Annotated in this window: 18 protein-coding genes; 3 read left to right on the plus strand and 15 right to left on the minus strand. The window is 68.7% G+C overall.

The window, feature by feature from the left end; all coding sequences use genetic code 11:
• Nucleotides 1-88 precede the first annotated feature (88 nt).
• From LE197_RS33355 to bfmR, 4 genes are all read right to left on the minus strand, one after another.
• A complete protein-coding gene (locus tag LE197_RS33355) occupies nt 89-598 on the minus strand; it encodes a DoxX family protein (protein ID WP_003113020.1) in 510 nt (169 codons plus the stop codon).
• A 31-nt stretch (nt 599-629) separates the two neighbouring features.
• A complete protein-coding gene (locus tag LE197_RS33360) occupies nt 630-1259 on the minus strand; it encodes a ferric reductase-like transmembrane domain-containing protein (RefSeq protein ID WP_003113021.1) in 630 nt (209 codons plus the stop codon).
• 129 nt (nt 1260-1388) lie between these two features.
• Nucleotides 1389-2693 (minus strand): sensor histidine kinase, encoded by a 1305-nt coding sequence (locus LE197_RS33365; protein WP_003113022.1) that lies wholly within the window; start codon nt 2691-2693, stop codon nt 1389-1391.
• Nucleotides 2690-3430, minus strand: coding sequence for a two-component system response regulator BfmR (bfmR, locus tag LE197_RS33370; protein WP_003113023.1), 741 nt, complete (start codon nt 3428-3430; stop codon nt 2690-2692). The genes LE197_RS33365 and bfmR overlap by 4 nt, the downstream gene beginning before the upstream one ends.
• Nucleotides 3431-3786: 356 nt before the next feature.
• Between bfmR and LE197_RS33375 the strand changes: the two genes are divergently transcribed.
• Nucleotides 3787-4047, plus strand: a complete 261-nt coding sequence (locus LE197_RS33375; protein ID WP_003113024.1) for a DUF2790 domain-containing protein — start codon at nt 3787-3789, stop codon at nt 4045-4047.
• On the opposite strand, the gene LE197_RS33380 is transcribed toward LE197_RS33375, so the two are convergent.
• From LE197_RS33380 to LE197_RS33405, 6 genes are all read right to left on the minus strand, one after another.
• Nucleotides 4048-5727: a GMC family oxidoreductase gene (locus LE197_RS33380; protein WP_073666435.1), complete on the minus strand. Its 1680-nt coding sequence runs from the start codon at nt 5725-5727 to the stop codon at nt 4048-4050.
• A 154-nt stretch (nt 5728-5881) separates the two neighbouring features.
• On the minus strand, nt 5882-7186 hold the full coding sequence (locus LE197_RS33385; RefSeq protein ID WP_003093407.1) for a carbohydrate porin: 1305 nt from the start codon (nt 7184-7186) through the stop codon (nt 5882-5884).
• Between the two features lie 84 nt (nt 7187-7270).
• Nucleotides 7271-7996, minus strand: a complete 726-nt coding sequence (locus LE197_RS33390; protein WP_073666436.1) for an SDR family NAD(P)-dependent oxidoreductase — start codon at nt 7994-7996, stop codon at nt 7271-7273.
• A 14-nt stretch (nt 7997-8010) separates the two neighbouring features.
• Nucleotides 8011-9069 (minus strand): 2,3-butanediol dehydrogenase, encoded by a 1059-nt coding sequence (locus tag LE197_RS33395; protein WP_003118211.1) that lies wholly within the window; start codon nt 9067-9069, stop codon nt 8011-8013.
• Nucleotides 9066-10325 (minus strand): MFS transporter, encoded by a 1260-nt coding sequence (locus LE197_RS33400; protein ID WP_196752398.1) that lies wholly within the window; start codon nt 10323-10325, stop codon nt 9066-9068. The genes LE197_RS33395 and LE197_RS33400 overlap by 4 nt, the downstream gene beginning before the upstream one ends.
• A 70-nt stretch (nt 10326-10395) precedes the next feature.
• The gene (locus LE197_RS33405; protein ID WP_003113028.1) at nt 10396-10929 is read right to left on the minus strand and encodes a 2,4'-dihydroxyacetophenone dioxygenase family protein; all 534 of its coding nucleotides are present in this window, start codon (nt 10927-10929) and stop codon (nt 10396-10398) included.
• A gap of 318 nt (nt 10930-11247) precedes the next feature.
• Here LE197_RS33405 and LE197_RS33410 point away from each other — a divergent pair, with 318 nt between their 5' ends.
• A complete protein-coding gene (locus tag LE197_RS33410) occupies nt 11248-12207 on the plus strand; it encodes a helix-turn-helix domain-containing protein (protein ID WP_034069224.1) in 960 nt (319 codons plus the stop codon).
• A gap of 47 nt (nt 12208-12254) precedes the next feature.
• Nucleotides 12255-12671 carry a PaaI family thioesterase gene (locus LE197_RS33415; RefSeq protein ID WP_003104529.1) on the plus strand — a complete coding sequence of 139 codons (417 nt, stop codon included), beginning with the start codon at nt 12255-12257 and terminating at the stop codon, nt 12669-12671.
• A gap of 63 nt (nt 12672-12734) precedes the next feature.
• Here the strand turns inward: LE197_RS33415 and hpaC are convergent, their stop codons facing one another.
• The 5 genes from hpaC to LE197_RS33440 all read right to left on the minus strand — a co-directional run bounded on the left by hpaC (nt 12735) and on the right by LE197_RS33440 (nt 17739).
• Nucleotides 12735-13247: a 4-hydroxyphenylacetate 3-monooxygenase, reductase component gene (gene hpaC, locus LE197_RS33420; RefSeq protein ID WP_003104531.1), complete on the minus strand. Its 513-nt coding sequence runs from the start codon at nt 13245-13247 to the stop codon at nt 12735-12737.
• A 29-nt stretch (nt 13248-13276) separates the two neighbouring features.
• Complete coding sequence (gene hpaB, locus LE197_RS33425; RefSeq protein WP_010793433.1) at nt 13277-14839, minus strand: 4-hydroxyphenylacetate 3-monooxygenase, oxygenase component; 1563 nt, start codon at nt 14837-14839, stop codon at nt 13277-13279.
• Nucleotides 14840-15004: 165 nt separating this feature from the next.
• Nucleotides 15005-15295: a DUF2218 domain-containing protein gene (locus LE197_RS33430; protein ID WP_003093387.1), complete on the minus strand. Its 291-nt coding sequence runs from the start codon at nt 15293-15295 to the stop codon at nt 15005-15007.
• Nucleotides 15296-15595: 300 nt separating this feature from the next.
• Nucleotides 15596-16357, minus strand: coding sequence for an SDR family oxidoreductase (locus LE197_RS33435; RefSeq protein WP_023088060.1), 762 nt, complete (start codon nt 16355-16357; stop codon nt 15596-15598).
• A complete protein-coding gene (locus tag LE197_RS33440) occupies nt 16354-17739 on the minus strand; it encodes an aspartate aminotransferase family protein (protein ID WP_003093384.1) in 1386 nt (461 codons plus the stop codon). Before LE197_RS33440 ends, LE197_RS33435 begins: the two co-directional genes overlap by 4 nt.
• Nucleotides 17740-17745: the final 6 nt, after the last annotated feature.

Here is a 17745-nt window from a genome sequence, read left to right on the forward strand (position 1 = left end):
CCTACGCGGTGGGTGGGATGGTTCTGGCTTGCTGTGAAAAACCCCGGAGGCGATCGCGTTCCGGGGTTTTTCCGTGGCTGGCCGAATCCTAGCGGGACAGGCCCAGGCGCCGCCCGAGCCAGTGGTCCAGGCTCAGCTTCCCCGCTCCCGCCAACAGCAGCGGCAGCAGCGCCGCCAGGTAGATCGCCGGGAGCTTGAAATTGCCGAAGCCGTGGTCGGTGATCGAGTAGCCGCGGGCCAGTTCCGCCAGGCTCGACCACTCCGCCGGCCAGTGTACGGCGGCGGTCGCCACCAGGGTGACGACGATCAGCACCAGGGCGGTCAGGCGGGTACCGAGGCCGAGCAGGAGGAACAGCGCGCCGAGCAGTTCGGCCCACAGCGACAGTTCCCAGTTGAAGGCGGCGGGCAGGCGGTCGAAGGGAAAGGGGAAAGCCGACTGGATATCGCCGAACCAGTTCTCGCCGTTCCACTTTTCCCAACCGGACTCGAAGAACTCCCAGGCCAGGAACAGTCGCAGGGACAGGTCGGCGCTCCAGCCGCCGCAGCGGTCGAGCAGGGCGAAGGGTCGGCGCCAGGCGCGCAGGTCGGATGCTTGCATGATCGATGTCTCGTTGAGGGCGGTGGATGGGTCAGGCCGGCTGTACGTCGCGACGACGCAAGCGCACGGCGAGCTTGGCGGTGAGCTTGAGGACGATGGCGGAGAAGATCGTGGCGAACGCCAGTACGTACCAGCCGCCCATGGGGATGCGTTTGAAGAACGACAGACAGAAGATGCCCGCCAGCACCCAGGTGCCGGTCGAGTGCAGGGCTTTCCAGGCGCGTGGGCCGAGCAGTCGGGCCGGGGTGCGGAAGGAGGTGAGGGTGAGCAGCAGGATGAACAGGTAGCCGATCGAGCCGGGGATGTTCGCCGCGACCGAGCGGCCGCTCCAGAATGTCTCGGGGAACAGCTTCCAGTAGGCCAGGATCAGCAAGGCGTGTACTGCGTGGGAGAAGGCGAAGGCCAGGCCCAGATAGCGCCTTTCACGGAGCAGCGCGCGGGTCCCCGGGCCGGGCACCAGGGTCGCCAGCGAGGACGCGAGGAAAGCGGCGAGGAACAGCGCGAAGGAACTGCGCGCGGTGGCGCGGATGGCGCTGCGCAGGCCCTCCACCGGTTGCGCCTGGAGAGCCAGGACGAGGGCGGTCATGCACAGCACGGCGACGGCGAGGACGGCGAACAGTCGCCAGCCGTGCCAGGCGGATTGAGAGGTTGGGACGGTCATGGTGGGGCTCCTGGTTGCCGGGAGCGGCTCGGCGATGTGCCGCCGCTTCCCGTGGCCAGGAGTGTTGCAAGCGGGTTTATCCGCAGTGTGTCCGCCGAGGGCGGTTATGTATCGCTCTGTACGGGCGCCTCAGGGGTCCAGCTCGATGCGCGCGCAAAGCCCGCCGCCGGCGCGGTTGGCCAGGGTCAGGCGGCCGCCGAGGGCCAGGCTCAGCTGCTGCGCGATGGCCAGGCCGAGGCCGGTGCCACCGGTGTCGCGATTGCGCGAGTTTTCCACCCGGTAGAAGGGCTTGAGCACCTCGTCGAGTTCCTCGGCGGGAATCCCCGGGCCATTGTCCAGCACCTGGATTCGCGTGCCGCCATCGGTACGGCGTTCCACTTCCAGGCGCGCGGCGCCGGCGAACTTCAGCGCATTGTCGACCAGGTTCACCAGCACCCGGCGCAGGGCGTGCGGACGGGTGTCGATCACCGCGCCGGTACGGCCGTCGAGTTGTACCTGCTTGCCGCTGTCCTGGTAGTCGAAGACCAGGCTGTCGAGGAAGGCGTCGAGGTCCACCCGGCAACTGGTTTCGGTGCTGCCGTGCATGCTGCGGGCATAGGCCACGCCTTCGCGGACCAGGTGCTGCATCTCTTCGAGATCGTTCCACAGCTTGTCCCTGTCGCTGGAGGCGTCCATGAACTCGACGCGCAGCTTCATCCGCGTGATCGGCGTCTGCAGGTCGTGGGAAATCGCCGCGAGCAACTGCATGCGCTCCTTGAGGTAGTCGGCGATGCGCGCCTGCATGGCATTGAAGGCCGCCGCCGCATGCGCCACTTCGCGTGGGCCGGTTTCCGCGAGAGGCTGTGCCGGACGATTCGGATCGAGATGTTCCACGGCCTTCACCAGCCGGGTCAGCGGGCCGATGGCGGTGCGCACCGCGAGGCCGGTGCAGAGCAGCAGCAGGAGCAACTGCACCAGCAGTACCAGCGGCAGCCAGCCGGACAGCGGCACCGGGGCCGGCGTGACGTCGATGGTCAGCGGGCTGCCGTCGCGCAGGCGCAGGAGGACCTGGAAGTGCGGACGGCTGTCGGCCACCGTGCGCAGGGTCAGCGGGTATTGACCGTCGAGGGCGCGTTCGATGGAGTGCGCGGCAACCGGCGCGTCGGCCAGCGCCAGCGGCTGGCCGGGCTCGCCGGCGTCGAGGCGATAGCGGTAGGTGCGTCGTTCCAGGCGCGGCAGCCAGGCCTCGCGCTCGGCGGGCGTCAGGCGGTCGAGCATGGCTACCGAGATCGCCACGTCCTGTTCGAGGCTGTCGAGCATCATGTGCTTCGCGGTCTGGTAGCGCTCGTAGAACTGCGAGGCGAAGGACAGCCCGTAGGCCAGCACCAGCCCGGCGAAGAGGATCAGCGCCAGGCGCGCGGCGAGGCTGCGCGGGCGCGGCACGGCGAGCTTCATGGATGGGCCTCGACCAGTCGCACCGGCAGCGAGAACACATAGCCCTCGCTGCGCACGGTCTTGATGTACTCCGGTTCGCGGGCGTCGTCGCCGAGGCGTTGGCGCAGGCGGCTGACCAGCAGGTCGATGGAACGGTCGAAGATGTCCGCCTCGCGGCCCTGGGTCAGGTTGAGCAACTGGTCGCGACTGAGTACCCGTTGCGGATGATCGAGGAACACCCGCAGCAGGCGGTACTCGGCGCCGCTGAGGGCGACCACGGTGCCGGCGTCGTCGAGCAGGTGGCGGGCGCTGGTGTCCAGTTGCCACTGGCCGAAGCCGATCAGCCGGCTGCTCTCGCTCACGGTGAGGTTCGGCGGCAGCATCCGCGTACGCCGCAGCACGGCGTTGATCCGGGCAAGCAGTTCGCGGGCGGAGAAGGGCTTGGTCAGGTAGTCGTCGGCGCCCATCTCCAGGCCGATGATGCGGTCGGTCTCGTCGTTGCGCGCGGTGAGCATCAGCACCGGCGTGGCCTTGTGCTTGCCGACGCGCAGCTCGCGGCAGAGCAGCAGGCCGTCGTCGCCGGGCATCATGATGTCGAGGACGATCAGGTCCACCGTGTTGGCTTCGAGGAACGCGCGCATCTGCCGGCCATCGGCGACGATGGTGGTGCGCAGGCCGTTCTTCTTCAGGTAGTTGCCTACCAGCTCGCGAATCTCGCGGTCATCGTCGACGATCAGGATGTGATCGACATGCTCCATTGCCTGGCTCCCGTGGCGGTTGGTGTGCTTGCAAGCAGTGTATCCGCGCCCGCGGCGCTTGCCTGCCGGGGTTTGTATTGCACTGTATCCGGAGCCGGGGCGAATACCGGGGCGTGCAAAAAAGCCCGGTTGTCGCTGTCGCGAACGGGGGAGACGACGGATGGCGCCGGGCGCGATTCGTCCGGCGGGAGCGGGGCGGCGAATGTACGGCCATGTATCGGCCGGCAGCGGCGATACAGCGGCTGACGAATCGGGCATTCCAGCGACACATCCGGGACAACTCCGCGGCCTGGAATAGGCCTCGACGAAGGCATGTCGCCTTCCACCGACGCGGTCCTGCCGCCAGGAGATCCCCCATGACTCGCACCCTGCTCGCCACCACCCTGCTCGCCGCGCTTGCGCTTCCCGCGTTCGCCGCCCAGGCCGCCGCACCGGTACCGACCGAAAGCTACCGCTACGGCATGCCGCTGGATGTGCACAAGGTGGTGGCGACCCAGGAACAGGCGTCGACCACCTGCGAGATCGTCGATGCACGGATGGACTACCTAGACTCCGCCGGCAAGCTGCATTCGCTGGCCTACCGCAAGTACGCCAGCGCCTGCAGCCAGGGCGGCTAGTCAGGCGCCGGCCAGAGCCTGCACGGCCGGTTGTCGCGCGGGCGGTGCATGGGGCGCCGGCTTGCCGAGGATCAGGTCGGCGGCCTTCTCGCCGATCATGATCGCCGGGGCGTTGGTATTGCCGGTGATCAGCGTCGGCATGATCGACGCATCGGCCACCCGCAGGCCTTGCAGGCCGTGCACGCGCAACTGGTCGTCGACCACCGCGAGCTGGTCGTGGCCCATCTTGCAGGTGCCCACCGGATGGAACACGGTGCCCAGGTTGGCGCGGATCCAGGCCTCGATCTGGCCGCGGCTGGAAACCTGCGGGCCCGGTACCAGCTCGCCCTTGAGGTGACGGGCGAAGCTGCGGCTGGCGGCCAGTTTGCGGACCAGTTGGAAACCCCGGACCAGGGTATCGAGGTCGGCAGGGTGGCTGAGGAAGTTGGCTTCGATCAGCGGCCGGTCGTGCGGGTCCGGCGAGTTCAGGCGGACCCGCCCGCGGCTCTGCGGGTGCATCACCGCGACGTGCAGGCTGACCCCGTGGCCGAAGGGGACCAGGCGCTGCGGCTGGTTCTTCAGCGCGGGGGCGACGATCAGACCCAGCTCCGGGGTCTCTGCCTGCGGGTCGAGGCGGAGGAAGCCACCGGACTCGACGGTGTTCGAGGTCAGCGCCCCGCGCCGGCCGAACAGGTACTGCCAGGGCGAGCGCAGCAGCGGCAGCCAGCCCTTCGGCGAGAAGCCCAGGCCGTAGCCGAGCTTGGCCTCGGTGCGGTACATCAGCACGATGTCCTGGTGGTCCTGCAGGTTCTCGCCGACCCCAGGCAACTCATGGCGCTGGACGATGCCGTGGCGCGCCAGTTCCGCCGCCGGGCCGATGCCGGAGAGCAACAGGAGCTGCGGCGAGTTGATCGAGCCGGCGCTGAGGATCACTTCGCGGCGTGCCTGCAATTGCACGACCTCGCCAGCCTGGCTGATCTCCACGCCGGTGGCGCGGGTACCTTCCAGTAGCACGCGCAGGGTCAGCGCCGAGCTGAGCACGGTGAGGTTGGGCCGCGCCAGGGCCGGGTACAGGAAGGCGCGCGCCGCGCTACAGCGTTCGCCGTTGACCTGGGTGACGTGGAACGGGCCGATGCCTTCCTGGCGCTCGCCGTTGAAGTCGGCGTTGTACGGCCAGCCCATTTCCTCGGCGGCCTGGAAGAACACCTGGTTGATCGGGCCCGGGCTGCGCTGCGCGGCGACGTTCAATTCGCCGCCGCGCCCGTGCCAGGGCGATTCGCCCGGCTCGAAATGTTCCGAGCGGCGAAAGTACGGCAGCAGCTCGTCGTAGCTCCAGCCACGGTTGCCGAGGGATGCCCAGCGGTCGTAGTCGTGGCGGTCGCCGCGGATGTAGATCATCCCGTTGATCGCGCTGGAGCCGCCCCAGACCTTGCCGCGCGGGCAGGCGATCGGCTGGTTGGCGGTGCCGGGCTGGGCGGCGAAGCGATGCATCCAGTTCCACTTCGGGTTGGCGATCAGGCGGATGATCCCGGCCGGCGTGCGGATGTAGGCGGCGGGGAGCGGCGTGCGGTCGCTGGGGCCGGCCTCGACCAGGCAGACCGAGACGGCGGGATCGGCGGAAAGACGGTTGGCCAGGACGCAACCGGCGGAGCCGGCGCCGACCACGATGTAGTCGAACGAGCGGCGGGCAGTGGAAGTCATGTCGGCACCTTTCTGGGTGTGCTGCCGGGCCTCGCCCGGCGTTCTTTTTCGCCCCGCGCCCATGGGCGCGACGCTACTCCATTGGACGGGGAAGCGCGCCCGGCCGCTTGTCCCAGCCTGCCGGCGGGGTTGACCGAGGCTGCCAGGCGGCGCGCTACAGCCCCAGCAGCGAGCCCATGTCGACCATCAGTTGCAGGCCGACGACGAAACCGTCTCCGCTCAGTTCGCGAGCGCCGGGGTTGTAGTAGTTGTCCGGGTTGAAGATGTACTGCACCGACGGCTCCAGCGCGATGTGCGGGGTCAGTGCGATGTGCGCATTGGTTTCCAGGGCGTACACGTCGCGCTGGCCGAGTTTCGCATCGCCGCCAGCGGCGATCCGCGCCTGGCGCTGGAACTCCAACTGGTGATCGTTCAGGCGCAGGTAGCTGGCCTTGAGGTTGAGCTTGTCCCGCGTGCGGTCGAAGGGCGCATGGTAGGTCAGGCCCAGCTCGGCGAAATGACGGAACGGCTGCTTGTCGTCGGCCGAGACCGACAGCGAGCCGAACAGCCCCAGCGCCCTCGGCGAATCGAGGCGGCCGCCGTCGGCGCGCCAGAACAGCTGCTGGAACTTGAAGAAGCCGCCGGCGCTGCCGTGGTCGCTGGCGCCGGTGAGCGGGTCGACCTGGTTGGCGGTGTTCAGGTAGGCGTTGAGTTCATAGTGCGAGCGGTAGGGATCGAGGCTTTCCTCGCGCTTGTCGCCGATCCCCAGCAGCAGGCTGGTGCCGCTGGCGTCGTCGGTGCCGAAATCGAGGCCATGGCGCTTCTTCAGGTAATCCACCGGGTTGGACTCGAAGGCCCCGGCGTGCAGGTACAGGGTCGGGGTCGCCCGGTACTTCAGGTAGCCGCCCCAGGCGCCGTAGGGCGGCGGCAGGATGCCGGTGGAGGCGTCGATGATCGGGTCGTTGCAGGTGACCACGGTCTCGCAGTTGTAGATCAGGAAATAGCGCCGCGCATTGGTCCGTCCGAGATGGCTGTCGAGGCGTCCGCCCAGCCACTGCTGCTGCCAGGTGAGCAGGCTCAGCTGGTTGGCGCCGATGTCGTTGTGCAGCGGCGCGCCGCCGAAGTAGCTGCCCACCGCGCCCTGCCAGCTCGGCCCGGTGGGCTGACCGGTGCCGCGGTCGAGGATGAACAGGGTTTCCTCGATGTGCAGCGAGGCGCCGTCCAGGCCGGCGAGGGTGGCGAGGTCGAGGTCGGCGCCGAGGAACAGGTCGCCGCTGTTGCCGAAGCTGTGCTGGCGCGGGCCGGTGTCGAGGTTCTTCAGCGACAGGCTCCAGAACTGCGCGTGGGTCTTCACGCCGTGGCGCTGGAGTCGTTCGCCGAACCCGGCCAGCGGGCCGCTGCGGCTGTCTTCGGCGGCCTGCGCGGAGAGACCGAGGAAACCGGCGCAGAGCAGCGCCGGCAAGGTGCGGAGGGTTTTCATGGCAAGGCACTCGTCTTGTTGTTGTTCTGTCGTGCGAATCGCTGTCCGCCCCAAGCGGACAGGTGCATCCGGAGCGAAGGCGGCTCAGGCGCAGAGATAGCCGCCGTCCACCGCCAGCACGGCGCCGGTGACGAAGCTGGCGCCGGGACCGCAGAGGAAGGCCGCGGCGCTGGCCACCTCGGGCGCCTCGCCCCAGCGCGCCAGCGGCGTGCGCTGCATGATCCGGCGGGTGGCCTCGACGTCGGCCTTGAGCCCGGCGCCCAGCGGCGTGTCGATCCAGCCGGGGGCGATGGCGTTGACCCGGATGCGCTCGGCGGCATACTCGCAGGCCAGGGAACGGGTGAGCTGGACGATGGCGCCCTTGCTGGCGCTGTAGGCCGGGCGGTCGGCGGAACCGAAGGTGCTGTACATCGAGGCGATGTTGAGGATGCTGCCGCCGCGCTGCGCCAGCAGCGGCCGGGCCAGTTGGCTGGCGAGCATGGCGGCGCTCAGGTTGAGGCGCAGCACCCGTTCGAAGGTAGCCAGGTCGTATTCCTCGCGGTCGCGGCTGATGCCGGCGTTGTTCACCAGCACATCCAGGCGCGGCAGCGCTTCGAACAGCCGTTGCAGGCGCTGGCTGTCGGTGATGTCCAGTTCTCCCCGGCGAATCCGCGGATGACGCGGTGCGTGCACGCCGTCGGCGTCCAGGCCGAGGGCGACGACTTCGGCGCCGAGTTCGGCGAACTGCATGGCGATGGCCGCGCCGATGCCGGAGCTGCCGCCAGTGACCAGCACCTGCTGGCCGGCGTAGATATCGTGTTGGAAAACCATCGGCGATCGTTCCTTCAGGCGTCGGCCAGGGCCGGGTTGGGATTGACCAGCACCTTGACCTGCGACTTGTCGCGCAGCAGGGCCTCGAAACCGTGCTCGACGGCCTGCTCCAGGGGCACGCTGCGGGTCACTGCGCGGGCCAGGTCGAGGCGGCCGTCGGCGAGCAGGGCGATCAGCTCCGGGTAGGCGTCGCGGTAGCCGACGCTGCCGAGCAGGCGCAGTTCGCGGTTGACCAGGTCGAAGGCGTCCAGCCGGACCTCGCCCATCAGGCTCACCAGCACCAGCTCGCCACCCTTGCGCAGGCTGGCCAGGGCGGCGTCGAGGCTGGCCTGGCTGCCGGCGGCCTCGAAGGCGCAGTCGAGCGCGCCGCCCTCGCGCAGGCGCGCCGCCGTGTCGCCGTCGCGGGCGTCGAGCGCCCGGCTGGCGCCGAACTCCCCGGCCAGGGCGAGGCGCTCGGGACTGACGTCGATCGCGACGATGTCCTCGATTCCGCGCAGGCGGGCGAGCATCACCAGCAGCAGGCCGATCGGGCCGAGCCCGAACACCGCGCAGCGCTGGCCCGGCGCCAGGCTGCTGCGGCGCAGCGCGTGCAGGGCCACGGCGGCCGGTTCGAGCACGGCGGCCTGGCGGAAGCCCACCGCGTCCGGCAGGCGGTGCAGCATGTAGGCCGGCACCCGCGCGCGCTCGGCGAAGCCGCCGTCGCCCATCAGGCCGATGAAGCCCATCGACTCGCAGAGGTTGTAGCGGCCTTCCCGGCAGTAGCGGCATTCGCCGCAGCGGTATTCCGGCTCCACCGCGACGCGGTCGCCGATGCGCAGTCCCTCCACGCCAGGGCCGAGCGCGGCGACCACGCCGCAGAACTCATGGCCGAGGGTCAGCGGCGCGCGGCAACCGGACAGCGGGTGCGCCTCGGCCTGGGGAATCGAGTGCGGGCCGCTCTGGTATTCGTGCAGGTCGCTGCCGCAGATGCCGCAGTAGGCGACTTCCAGTTCGACTTCGCCGGGCCGCGGCGCCTGGCGTTCCAGTTCGCTCAGGCGGAGGTCGCGGGCAGCGTGCCAGCGCAGTGCTTTCATGGTTGGTTTCCTTGCAGGACGGAGGTAGGCGCGCTGCGCTGGCGCGCCAGCACGGCGGGCGCGGTTTCGCGCAGGAACAGCGAGAGGAACGCGGCGAGCAGGGCGCCGCCGCAGGACATCCACATGACGACGGACAGGCCGAAGCGGTCGGCGGCGAAGCCGGCCACGGTCGGCGCGAGGAAACCGCCGACCAGTTCGCCGAGGCCCATGATCAGGCCGAGGGCGGTGGCGATGACGCCGCGCGAGACGGTCTCCGCCGGGATGGTCGCCATGAACAGGGTGAAGCAGCCGAGCCCGGTGTAGGTCAGCAGCAACAGCAGGCCGAGGCTGGTCGCGTTCGGCGCATAAAGCAGCGCCAGCGGGCAACACGCGGCGAGCAGGGAGAACGCCACCAGGGTCGGTCGACGGCCGATGCGATCGGATATCGCCGGTACGGCGAAGCCCCAGACCACCCAGGCGACGCCCAGGCAGCTCATCAGCCTGCCCATGGTCGCCGGGCTGAAGCCGCGGGCGTTGACCAGGAAGGTCGGGGTAAAGGAAATCAGCACGATGAACCAGGTGACGAATACGCAACTGATCAGGGTGCAGAGCAGGATGTTGCGGCTCTTCAGCAGTGCCAGGCGCTTGCCTTTCGCTTCTTCTGCGCGCGGCGCCGGGCGCTGCGCACGGGGCGGGTCGGGACGCACATGGCGCCAGATCAGCCAGGCGATCAGCAGGCCCGGCAGCAACGAGACGATGAAGGCGTGACGCCAGCCGAGGGCTTCGGCCAGGGCCACCAGCAGCGGCGGGCCGATCACCGCGCCGAGCAGGCCGGCCGCCGAGCCCTGTAGCAGGCCCATGTTGAGGCCGCGGCGATGCGGCGAGGAGGCCTCGACCATCAGCGATTGCGAGAGCGGCAGGATCGGCCCCTCGGCCAGGCCCATGATGCCACGGAACAGCAGCAGGCTGAGGAAGCCGCCGACCAGCCCGGACAGCGCCGAGCACAGCGAGAACAGGATCACCGCCACGATCAGCAGCGGCTTGCGCTGCCCGCGGCGGTCGGACCAGGCGCCGACCAGCGCGCCGGATACCGCCCAGGCCAGGGCCAGCACCGAGGAGAGCATGCCCAGGTGGCTGTTGCTCAGTTGCAGCTCCTGTTCCATGAAGGGAAACAGGAAGGACAGCGCCAGGCGGTCGAAGAAGACGAAGCCGAAGGTCAGGAACAGCACGCAGAGCAGGACGTTTTCGTAACTGGCGGAATTGTTGTTATGCGCCATGTCGGTCTCCAGGCCGGGCGGGCCGGCCGGCGGGGAGGCGCGCGTCCGCCAGGGCGGCGCGCGCCCGGGGTCAGCGGAACAGGGAGTCGATGTAGGCGGCGCCGACGCCGATCTTGTCGTAGTGCTCACGGCACATCGCGATGTAGTCGTGGACGTCGAAGATGCCGTCCGCGTTGCCCTTCTCGTCGAGCCAGACCAGCGGTCCCTTGACGATGAAGAATGCACGCATCGGCTGCTCGTGCTCGTAGGCCACCAGGGTGTGGCCCTCGCCGGGCGTCTCGTAGACGAAGTCGCCGGCGGTGGCGGTCCAGTCGTGCTCCAGGTAGCCCCACTTGCCGCTGATGGTGTAGGCGAACACCTCGTGCGGGTGGTAGTGGCGGTTGACCAGGCCGGCGCTCGTCGCCATCAGGATGTCGCACCAGCGGTTTTCGCTTGGCGAGATCCACAGCGGACGCGACTTCACGGTCTCGGTGAAGGGCACGTAGAGGCGCTCGTCCTCGGTCGGCGCGTTGCGCAGGTAGACCTCGGGCTTGGCGTCCGGCTTGAAGCAGTCGGGAATCGGTTGCAGGTCTTTCCAGAATTCACGGGTGGCGAGTTCGGGCATGGGGCGGCCTCTGTCGTTGTTATCGTCGAGCCGACTCTAGCCATGGGCGGGCCTCCGGGTTTGACCCTGGCGGCCAGGAAGCTTGCGCTTTTCGGACATGGCCTGGCGCGACCCGCGACGCGCCGCCAAGCTGGCCTGCCCAGCGTCGGAGCCGGCTGGAGGGCGATTGACGGAGGAAAGGATTCAGATGTTAATGACGGGGTGCCAGGCGCCTCGCCGACCGACCGCGACAGGTCGGCGGAGCGGCCCGGCGCCTGGCCCCGGAGGCCTTGCCTGAGGTCCGGGAGGTCCACGCAGCGTTCGACGAGAAGAATAAAAATGCCCGCACATGCCTTGCTCGAAACCCGGCGGGCCAGCACCCAGGACATTCCCCTGGAGCAGCGGCTGGCGTTCTGGGAGGACTACAACGCTTCCATCCTGGTTGGCCTGAAATGTTCGTCGTATTCCCAGGCCGGCTTCGCCGCGACCCAGGACAACCTCTGCCTCGAACGCCTGCGGCTGGCCCGCATCGGCGGCAACGAGCACGTGGTGGAGCGCGACCGCTCGATGATCCGCGCAGTGCCCAAGGAGTCGATCTTCGTCTCCCTGGTGCAGGGCAGCCAGTCGTTCTTCTACCAGGACAACGGCTGCAACCTCCTGCAACCGGGCGAGCTGGTTATCTACCGGACCGACAAGCCCTACCTGTTCGGTTTTTCCGGACCGATGCGGCAGTTCATCTTCGACATTCCCCAGGACGATTTCGCCGAGCGCTGCCTGCGCGACTTCAAGGGACCGCTGAAGATCGGCGCGGAAAGCCCGGTGCAGCGCCTGCTGGTGCGGACCCTCGGCGAGCGTACCCGGGATTTCCTCGACAGCCCCCATGGCGAAGATGCCGAGCGCTACCAGGAGGAAGCCTACGACCTGCTGGCGAGCATCATCAGCGACCATGCCGGCGAGCACCGTGCCAGCGCCCTGGGCGCGTCCTACCTGCTGGCGGCCAAGCAGTACATCCAGCAGCACCTCGACGAACCCGCCCTGAGCTGCGAGCGGGTGGCCGCCGCCACTGGCGTCTCCAGCCGGCACCTGGCGCGGCTGTTCGCCCAGGAAGGCAGCTCGCCCGGGCGCTACCTGCAGGAGCGGCGCCTGGAGCGGGCCCGCCAGTTGCTCGCTTCGCCCCAGGGCCGGCGCCTGGATGTCGCCGAGGTCGCCTATCGCCACGGCTTCTCCAGCCAGGCGCATTTCGCCCGGGCCTTCAAGGCGCGCTACGGGATGACGCCGAGCGAGACGCGTGGCCGCTAGACCCGACTACCGTACCTTTCCTCCTCCTACTGCCAAGGACCCGTTCCGTGACCGACAAGAAAGAGCAGATCGCCCGTTTCATCCAGCGCGAATTTCCCCAGACCCGGGTCGTGGTCGAAGCCGTCGGCGAGCGTAGCGCCACGGTCTGGCAGGCGGTCGACGCCAGCGACCTGCGCCCCGGCGGCACGGTCTCCGGGCCGACCCTGATGGCCATCGCCGATGTCGCGCTGTACGTGGCGGTACTGGGCGAGATCGGCATCGTCCCGCTGGCGGTGACCACCAGCCTGACCATCAACTTCCTGCGGCGTCCGGCGGCGGACCGCCGGGTGGTCGCCGAGTGCCGCCTGATGAAGGTCGGCAAGACCCTGGCGATGGGCGAGGTCTCGCTGTTCTCCGAAGGCGACGCGGAACCGGTCGCCCATGTGGTCGGCACCTACTCGATCCCACCGGCGCACCGCCGCTGAGGGCCTGGCCGGGTTCTCGGCGGCGGCTGCGAAACGCTGGCGGAGGATTCCTGGAGGCGCCGTTCAGGCCGCCCGCCGGGGGCATTGCAGGCGATGGAAGCTGCGGCTGAAGTAGACCAGGCCGTCGCCCTGTTCGAGGACCTGGATGTCCTCCAGTTCCAGCAACAGCACCGAGTGGGTGCCGATCTCCTGGACCTCGGCGATGCGTCCCTGCAGGTTAGCCAGGGCGCCGTGCAGCACCGGCAACCCGGCGAGGCCCTCGCGCCAGTCGTGGAGGGCGAAGCGGCGTTCCATCGGGACCTCGGTCATGCCGGCGAAGTGGCGGGCCACCTCTTCGTGTTCGCCGCTGAGGACGTTCACGCAGAGTCGACCGTTGGCCTTGAACACCGTGTTCATCTCGCTGTTGCGGTTGATGCAGAGCATCAGCGTCGGCGGGCTGTCGGTGACCGAGCAGACCGCGGTGGCGGTGATCCCGCAGCGTCCGGCCGGGCCGTTGCTGGTGATCACGTTGACCGCCGCCGAAAGATGCGCCATGGCGTTGCGGAAGGCTTGTTGCCTGGGTTCGAGCTGGGACATGGGGATAACCTCCGGAGGCGACGCGGGCGTCATTGGCGGATGCGGTCGAGCACGTTGATGTCGTCCGGGTTGTGCAGGTGCGGCACGGTCCAGCCGTTCTCGTCGTAGTCGCCCATGCACTGCTCGACCATGCCGAGCATGCCCTTCATCGCCCCGCTGCCAATCGCCTGGCGCAGGGCCTGCATGCGGATCTCGTCCTGGCTGCCGGCGTAGTTGATCTCGTACAGCTCGTGGCGGCCGCCGAACTCGCTGCCGATGGCGTCCCAGAGCAGCTTGAGGATCTTGATCCGCTCCCGGTGGCCCATGCCGCCGGAGCCGCGGCAATAGGTGGAGAGGTACTTGTCGAGTTGCGGATTGTGCAGGTCGCGAACGCCGGAGGGCAGGTAGATCAGGCCGCTGGCGACCACCTGCTCGATGGTCTTCTTGATCTCCGGGTAGGCCTGCGGCGCCAGCACGCGGTAGGCCTGCAGGGCCTCGGCGCTGGGCAGGAAGGCGCCGCTGTGCCATTCGCTGGCGTTGCCGTACATGGCGTCGGTCAGCGACCAGAACAGGTTGCGCCAGGCCACCACTTCGCCGACCTGCGCCTGCACGCCGCGGAACTCCAGGGAGCCGGTGCATTGCAGGGCCTTGTAGAGGGCGCCGGTGATGAAGTCGAGCTTGACCGCCAGGCGGGTGCAGCCCTGCATCGGGAACAGCCGGCCGAAGCCGCCCTGGGGGAACCACTGCTTGCAGCGTTCGAAGTCGCGGTAGATCAGTACGTTCTCCCAGGGGATGAACACCTTGTCCATCACCAGGATCGCGTCGTTCTCGTCGAAACGGCTGGACAGCGGGTAGTCGAACGGCGATCCGGCGATACCCGCCACCAGTTCGTAGGAGGGGCGGCAGATCAGCTTCATGCCGGGGGTGTTCATCGGCGCGATGAACATCAGGGCGAAGTCGGTGTTGTCGCCGAGCAGTTGCGCCGAACCCTGGCCGACGAAGTTGTAGTGGGTCAGCGCGGAATTCGTGGCGACCACCTTGGCGCCGCTGACGACGATGCCGCCGTCGACTTCCTCGTCCACCGAGATGAACACGTCCTTGACCTGGTCCACCGGCTTGTCGCGGTCGATCGGCGGGTTGACGATGGCATGGTTGAGGTACAGGCAGGCTTCCTGGATGCGCTTGTACCAGGTTTTCGCGTTGTCCTCGAAACGCCCGTAGAAGCCCGGGTTGGCGCCGAGGGCGCTGCCGAAGGCGGCCTTGTAGTCCGGGGTGCGGCCCATCCAGCCGTAGGTCAGCCGCGACCACTCGGCGATGGCGTCGCGCTGCTGGCGCAGTTCGTCGGCGCTGCGCGCGTAGCGGAAGAACTTGTGGGTATAGCCGCCGTTGCCGGTATCGGTCTCCCAGCAGAGCTTTTCCTTGCTCTGCGGATCGTGCAGGGCGTCGTAGAGCCGGGCCATGGAGGCGGCCGCGTTGCGGAAGGCGGGGTGGCTGGTGACGTCCTTGACGCGGTCGCCGTAGATGTAGATCTCACGGTCGTCGCGCAGGCTGGCGAGGTACTCCTCGCCGGTGAACGGACGGGTGGCAGAGGCACGGAAATCTTCGGGTTTCATCATCGTCTCCAGTCATTGTTGTTATCTGCGCGAGAGCGCCTGGAGGGGATGATGGGACGGGGGCGGAGCGAGCTGAATGGCTTTTCCGGGGAATGAATTGCACTTTCCATGGCCCCGCGTGACGCCCGGCGCCCGGCCGCGAAGGGCGGCCGGGTGGCGGCGCGTTCAGCTTTCGGCGGGCTGCCAGGCAATCTCCAGGCTTTCGCTGTTGGCCATGCGTTGCAGGTGATCGGCGACCACGTTCTGCATGTGGGCGAGGCTGTCCTCGTCGGGGCTGTTGAGAATCATCAGGACATGGTCGGGGTGGGCGAGCAGCTCGCAGTTGGAGTCGCCGAAGTCGATGAAGCCGCGCTCGGGAGTGAGTTCGACTTCGAACTTGTGGCCCCAGTGCTTGCACAGGCGATTGACGTAGCGTGCGGCCGATTCGGTACGGACATGGGAGGTGGAGCGGAACATGAAGCGAATCCTCTCGGTTGGGGATTTCCGATACTAACCTGCTGAGAGTCATTCTTATTCATCCATTTTGCAGGGGCTTTCGATAATCGCCCGGCAAATGGTCGGCCCTTGTCCGTGGGGTAGGGCGAGCGCCAGTTGGGGGCGGCTGCATCGAGGCCTGCCGGGATGTTCAGCGAGATGCCGGACCTCGCCTGGCGGATAACCGCGAGCGGTTATTCGCCCTACCGGAGCCGGCGGAAGTGTTTGCCGGATACGTCGGAAGGCGCTCTCTCTGGAGGGAGAGGGCGAACGCCAGCGGCTTCAGGCCAGCCCGCCGTTCTCCGGCAGCAACGCGCCGCCATCCACAACCAGGGTCTGCCCGGTGATGTAGCTCGCCTCGTCGGAGGCGAGGAAGAGCATGGCTTGGGCGATGTCCAGCGGCTGGCCGACACGCCCGAGGGGGATGTGCGCGGCCAGCGCGGCGGCGTCGCCGAGGCTGCCCAGCGCCGGAGTCGCGACCAGGCCGGGCTCGACGCCGTTGACGGTGATGCCGTCGCCGGCCAGCTCCAGCGCGGCGGCGCGGATGAAACCGTTGACCCCGGCCTTGCTCGCCGCATAGTGCGAGAGTCCAGGGATCGCCGTGCGCGGGCCGGTCACCGAGGAGGTCACCAGGACGCGCCCGGCCACGCTGCGGCGCAGGGCGGGAAGGGCGGCCTGGGTCAGCCGGAAGCAGCTTTTCAGGTTCACCGCCAGGGTCCGTTCCAGGGTGCCTTCGTCCAGTTCCGCGAGGGCGCACTGGGGAAAGGCAGCGGCGTTGTGCAGGAGGATGTCCAACTGGCCGAAGCGCTCCAGGGTCGCGCTCACCGCTCGTCTCGCGGCGTCGTACTCGCTCAGGTCGACGGCCAGCAGTTCGGCCGTGCCTCCGCCCAGGCGGATCGCCTCCAGGACGGCCTGGCCGCGGCTGGCGGTACGCGTCGCCAGCAGAACCCTGGCGCCTTCGGCGGCGAAGCATTCGGCGATGGCCCGGCCGATGCCCTGGCCGGCGCCGGTGACCAGTGCGACGCGGTTCTCCAAGCGCCTCACGATGGGCGCTCCAGCAGTTCGCCCAGGCAATCGCGGAGCAGGCGGTCGTGCAGTTCGACGTCCTCCGCGCGGGTCGCCGGGCAGGTCAGCGCCATGTTGTGGAATGGCGTCAAGAGCACGCCGCGGTTGAGCAGGTAGAGGTGCAGGCAGGCCTCGACCAGGCCGTTGCGTGCGTGGTGGGCCTCGCCGCCGTTGCGCGGGGCGTGGGTCATGAACAGGTACTCGACGCGCGCGCCGATGCGCGTCACGTGCCAGGGCAGGCGCAGTTCCTCGAGCGTCGCGCGGACGCCCGCCTCGAGCTGCGCGGCGAGCTGGAACATGTGCCGATAGGCGTCCTCCGTCATCACTTCGGCGAAGGTCGCGCGCATCGCCGCCAGTTGCAGCGCGTTGCCGGCCAGGGTGCCGCCAAAGCCGAAATGGTTGATCGCCTGCCCCGGTCGGAAGTGCGGCAGTACCGCCCAGATCCGCTCCGCCTGCGCCTGGCTGCATCCCCAGACGGCGCTGGGAATGCCGCCGGCGATGCATTTGCCGAGGACGAAGAAGTCCGGCTCGAGGCCATGCGCGCCGCTATAGCCGGCGGGACCGCAGGAGATGGTGTGGGTCTCGTCGATGATCAGCGCCACGTCGTGGCGGCGGGTCAGTTCGCGCAGGCCGGCGTGGAAGCCTTCGGCCGGCGGGACCATGCCGACGTTGGTCATGAAGGGTTCGGTGAGCACCGCGGCGACGTCGCCATGGGCGAGGGCGGCCTCCAGCGCGTCGAGGTCGTTGAACTCCACCAGGCGGGTGGTGGCGTCGTGGCGTACGCCATTGGGGTGAACGCCCGCGCGCGGAACCATGCGCCCGGCGGCGTCGAATTCCACCTGCGATTCGTCGACGCTGCCGTGGTAGTTGCAGTTGAACACCACCACCTTGTCACGTCCGCTGAGCATCCGGCACAGGCGCAGGACGAAACGGTTGGCGTCGGTGGCCGAGGTGGTCACCTGCCAATAGGGCAGGCCGAAGCGCCGCGCCAGTTCGGCGCCGACCCACAGGCTGTCCTCGGTCGGCAGCATCAGGGTCGAGCCGCGCCGCGCCTGGCGGGCGATGGCGTCGGCCACCGCCGGTTGGGCGTGGCCGAACATGGCGCCGCTATCGCCGAGGGCGAAGTCGACGTACTGCTGGCCGTCGATGTCGGTGACGCGCGCGCCCTGGGCCTCCTTCACCAGCAGCGGGCAGTTGCCCGGCCACTGTTGCATCCAGTGCAACGGTGCGCCGTACAGCCAGTGGCGGCGGTTTTCCCGGTAGGCCTGGGCGGAGCGCGGATGCAGTTCGTCGAAGCGTCGCAGCTCGCGCTTGAACAGCGCTTCGACGCGGGCCAGGTCGAGGCCGAAGGTGGTGTCCATGGGCGT

It is taken from the genome of Pseudomonas sp. PS1(2021) (genome assembly GCF_020405165.1).
Classification (GTDB): Bacteria; Pseudomonadota; Gammaproteobacteria; order Pseudomonadales; family Pseudomonadaceae; genus Pseudomonas; species Pseudomonas aeruginosa.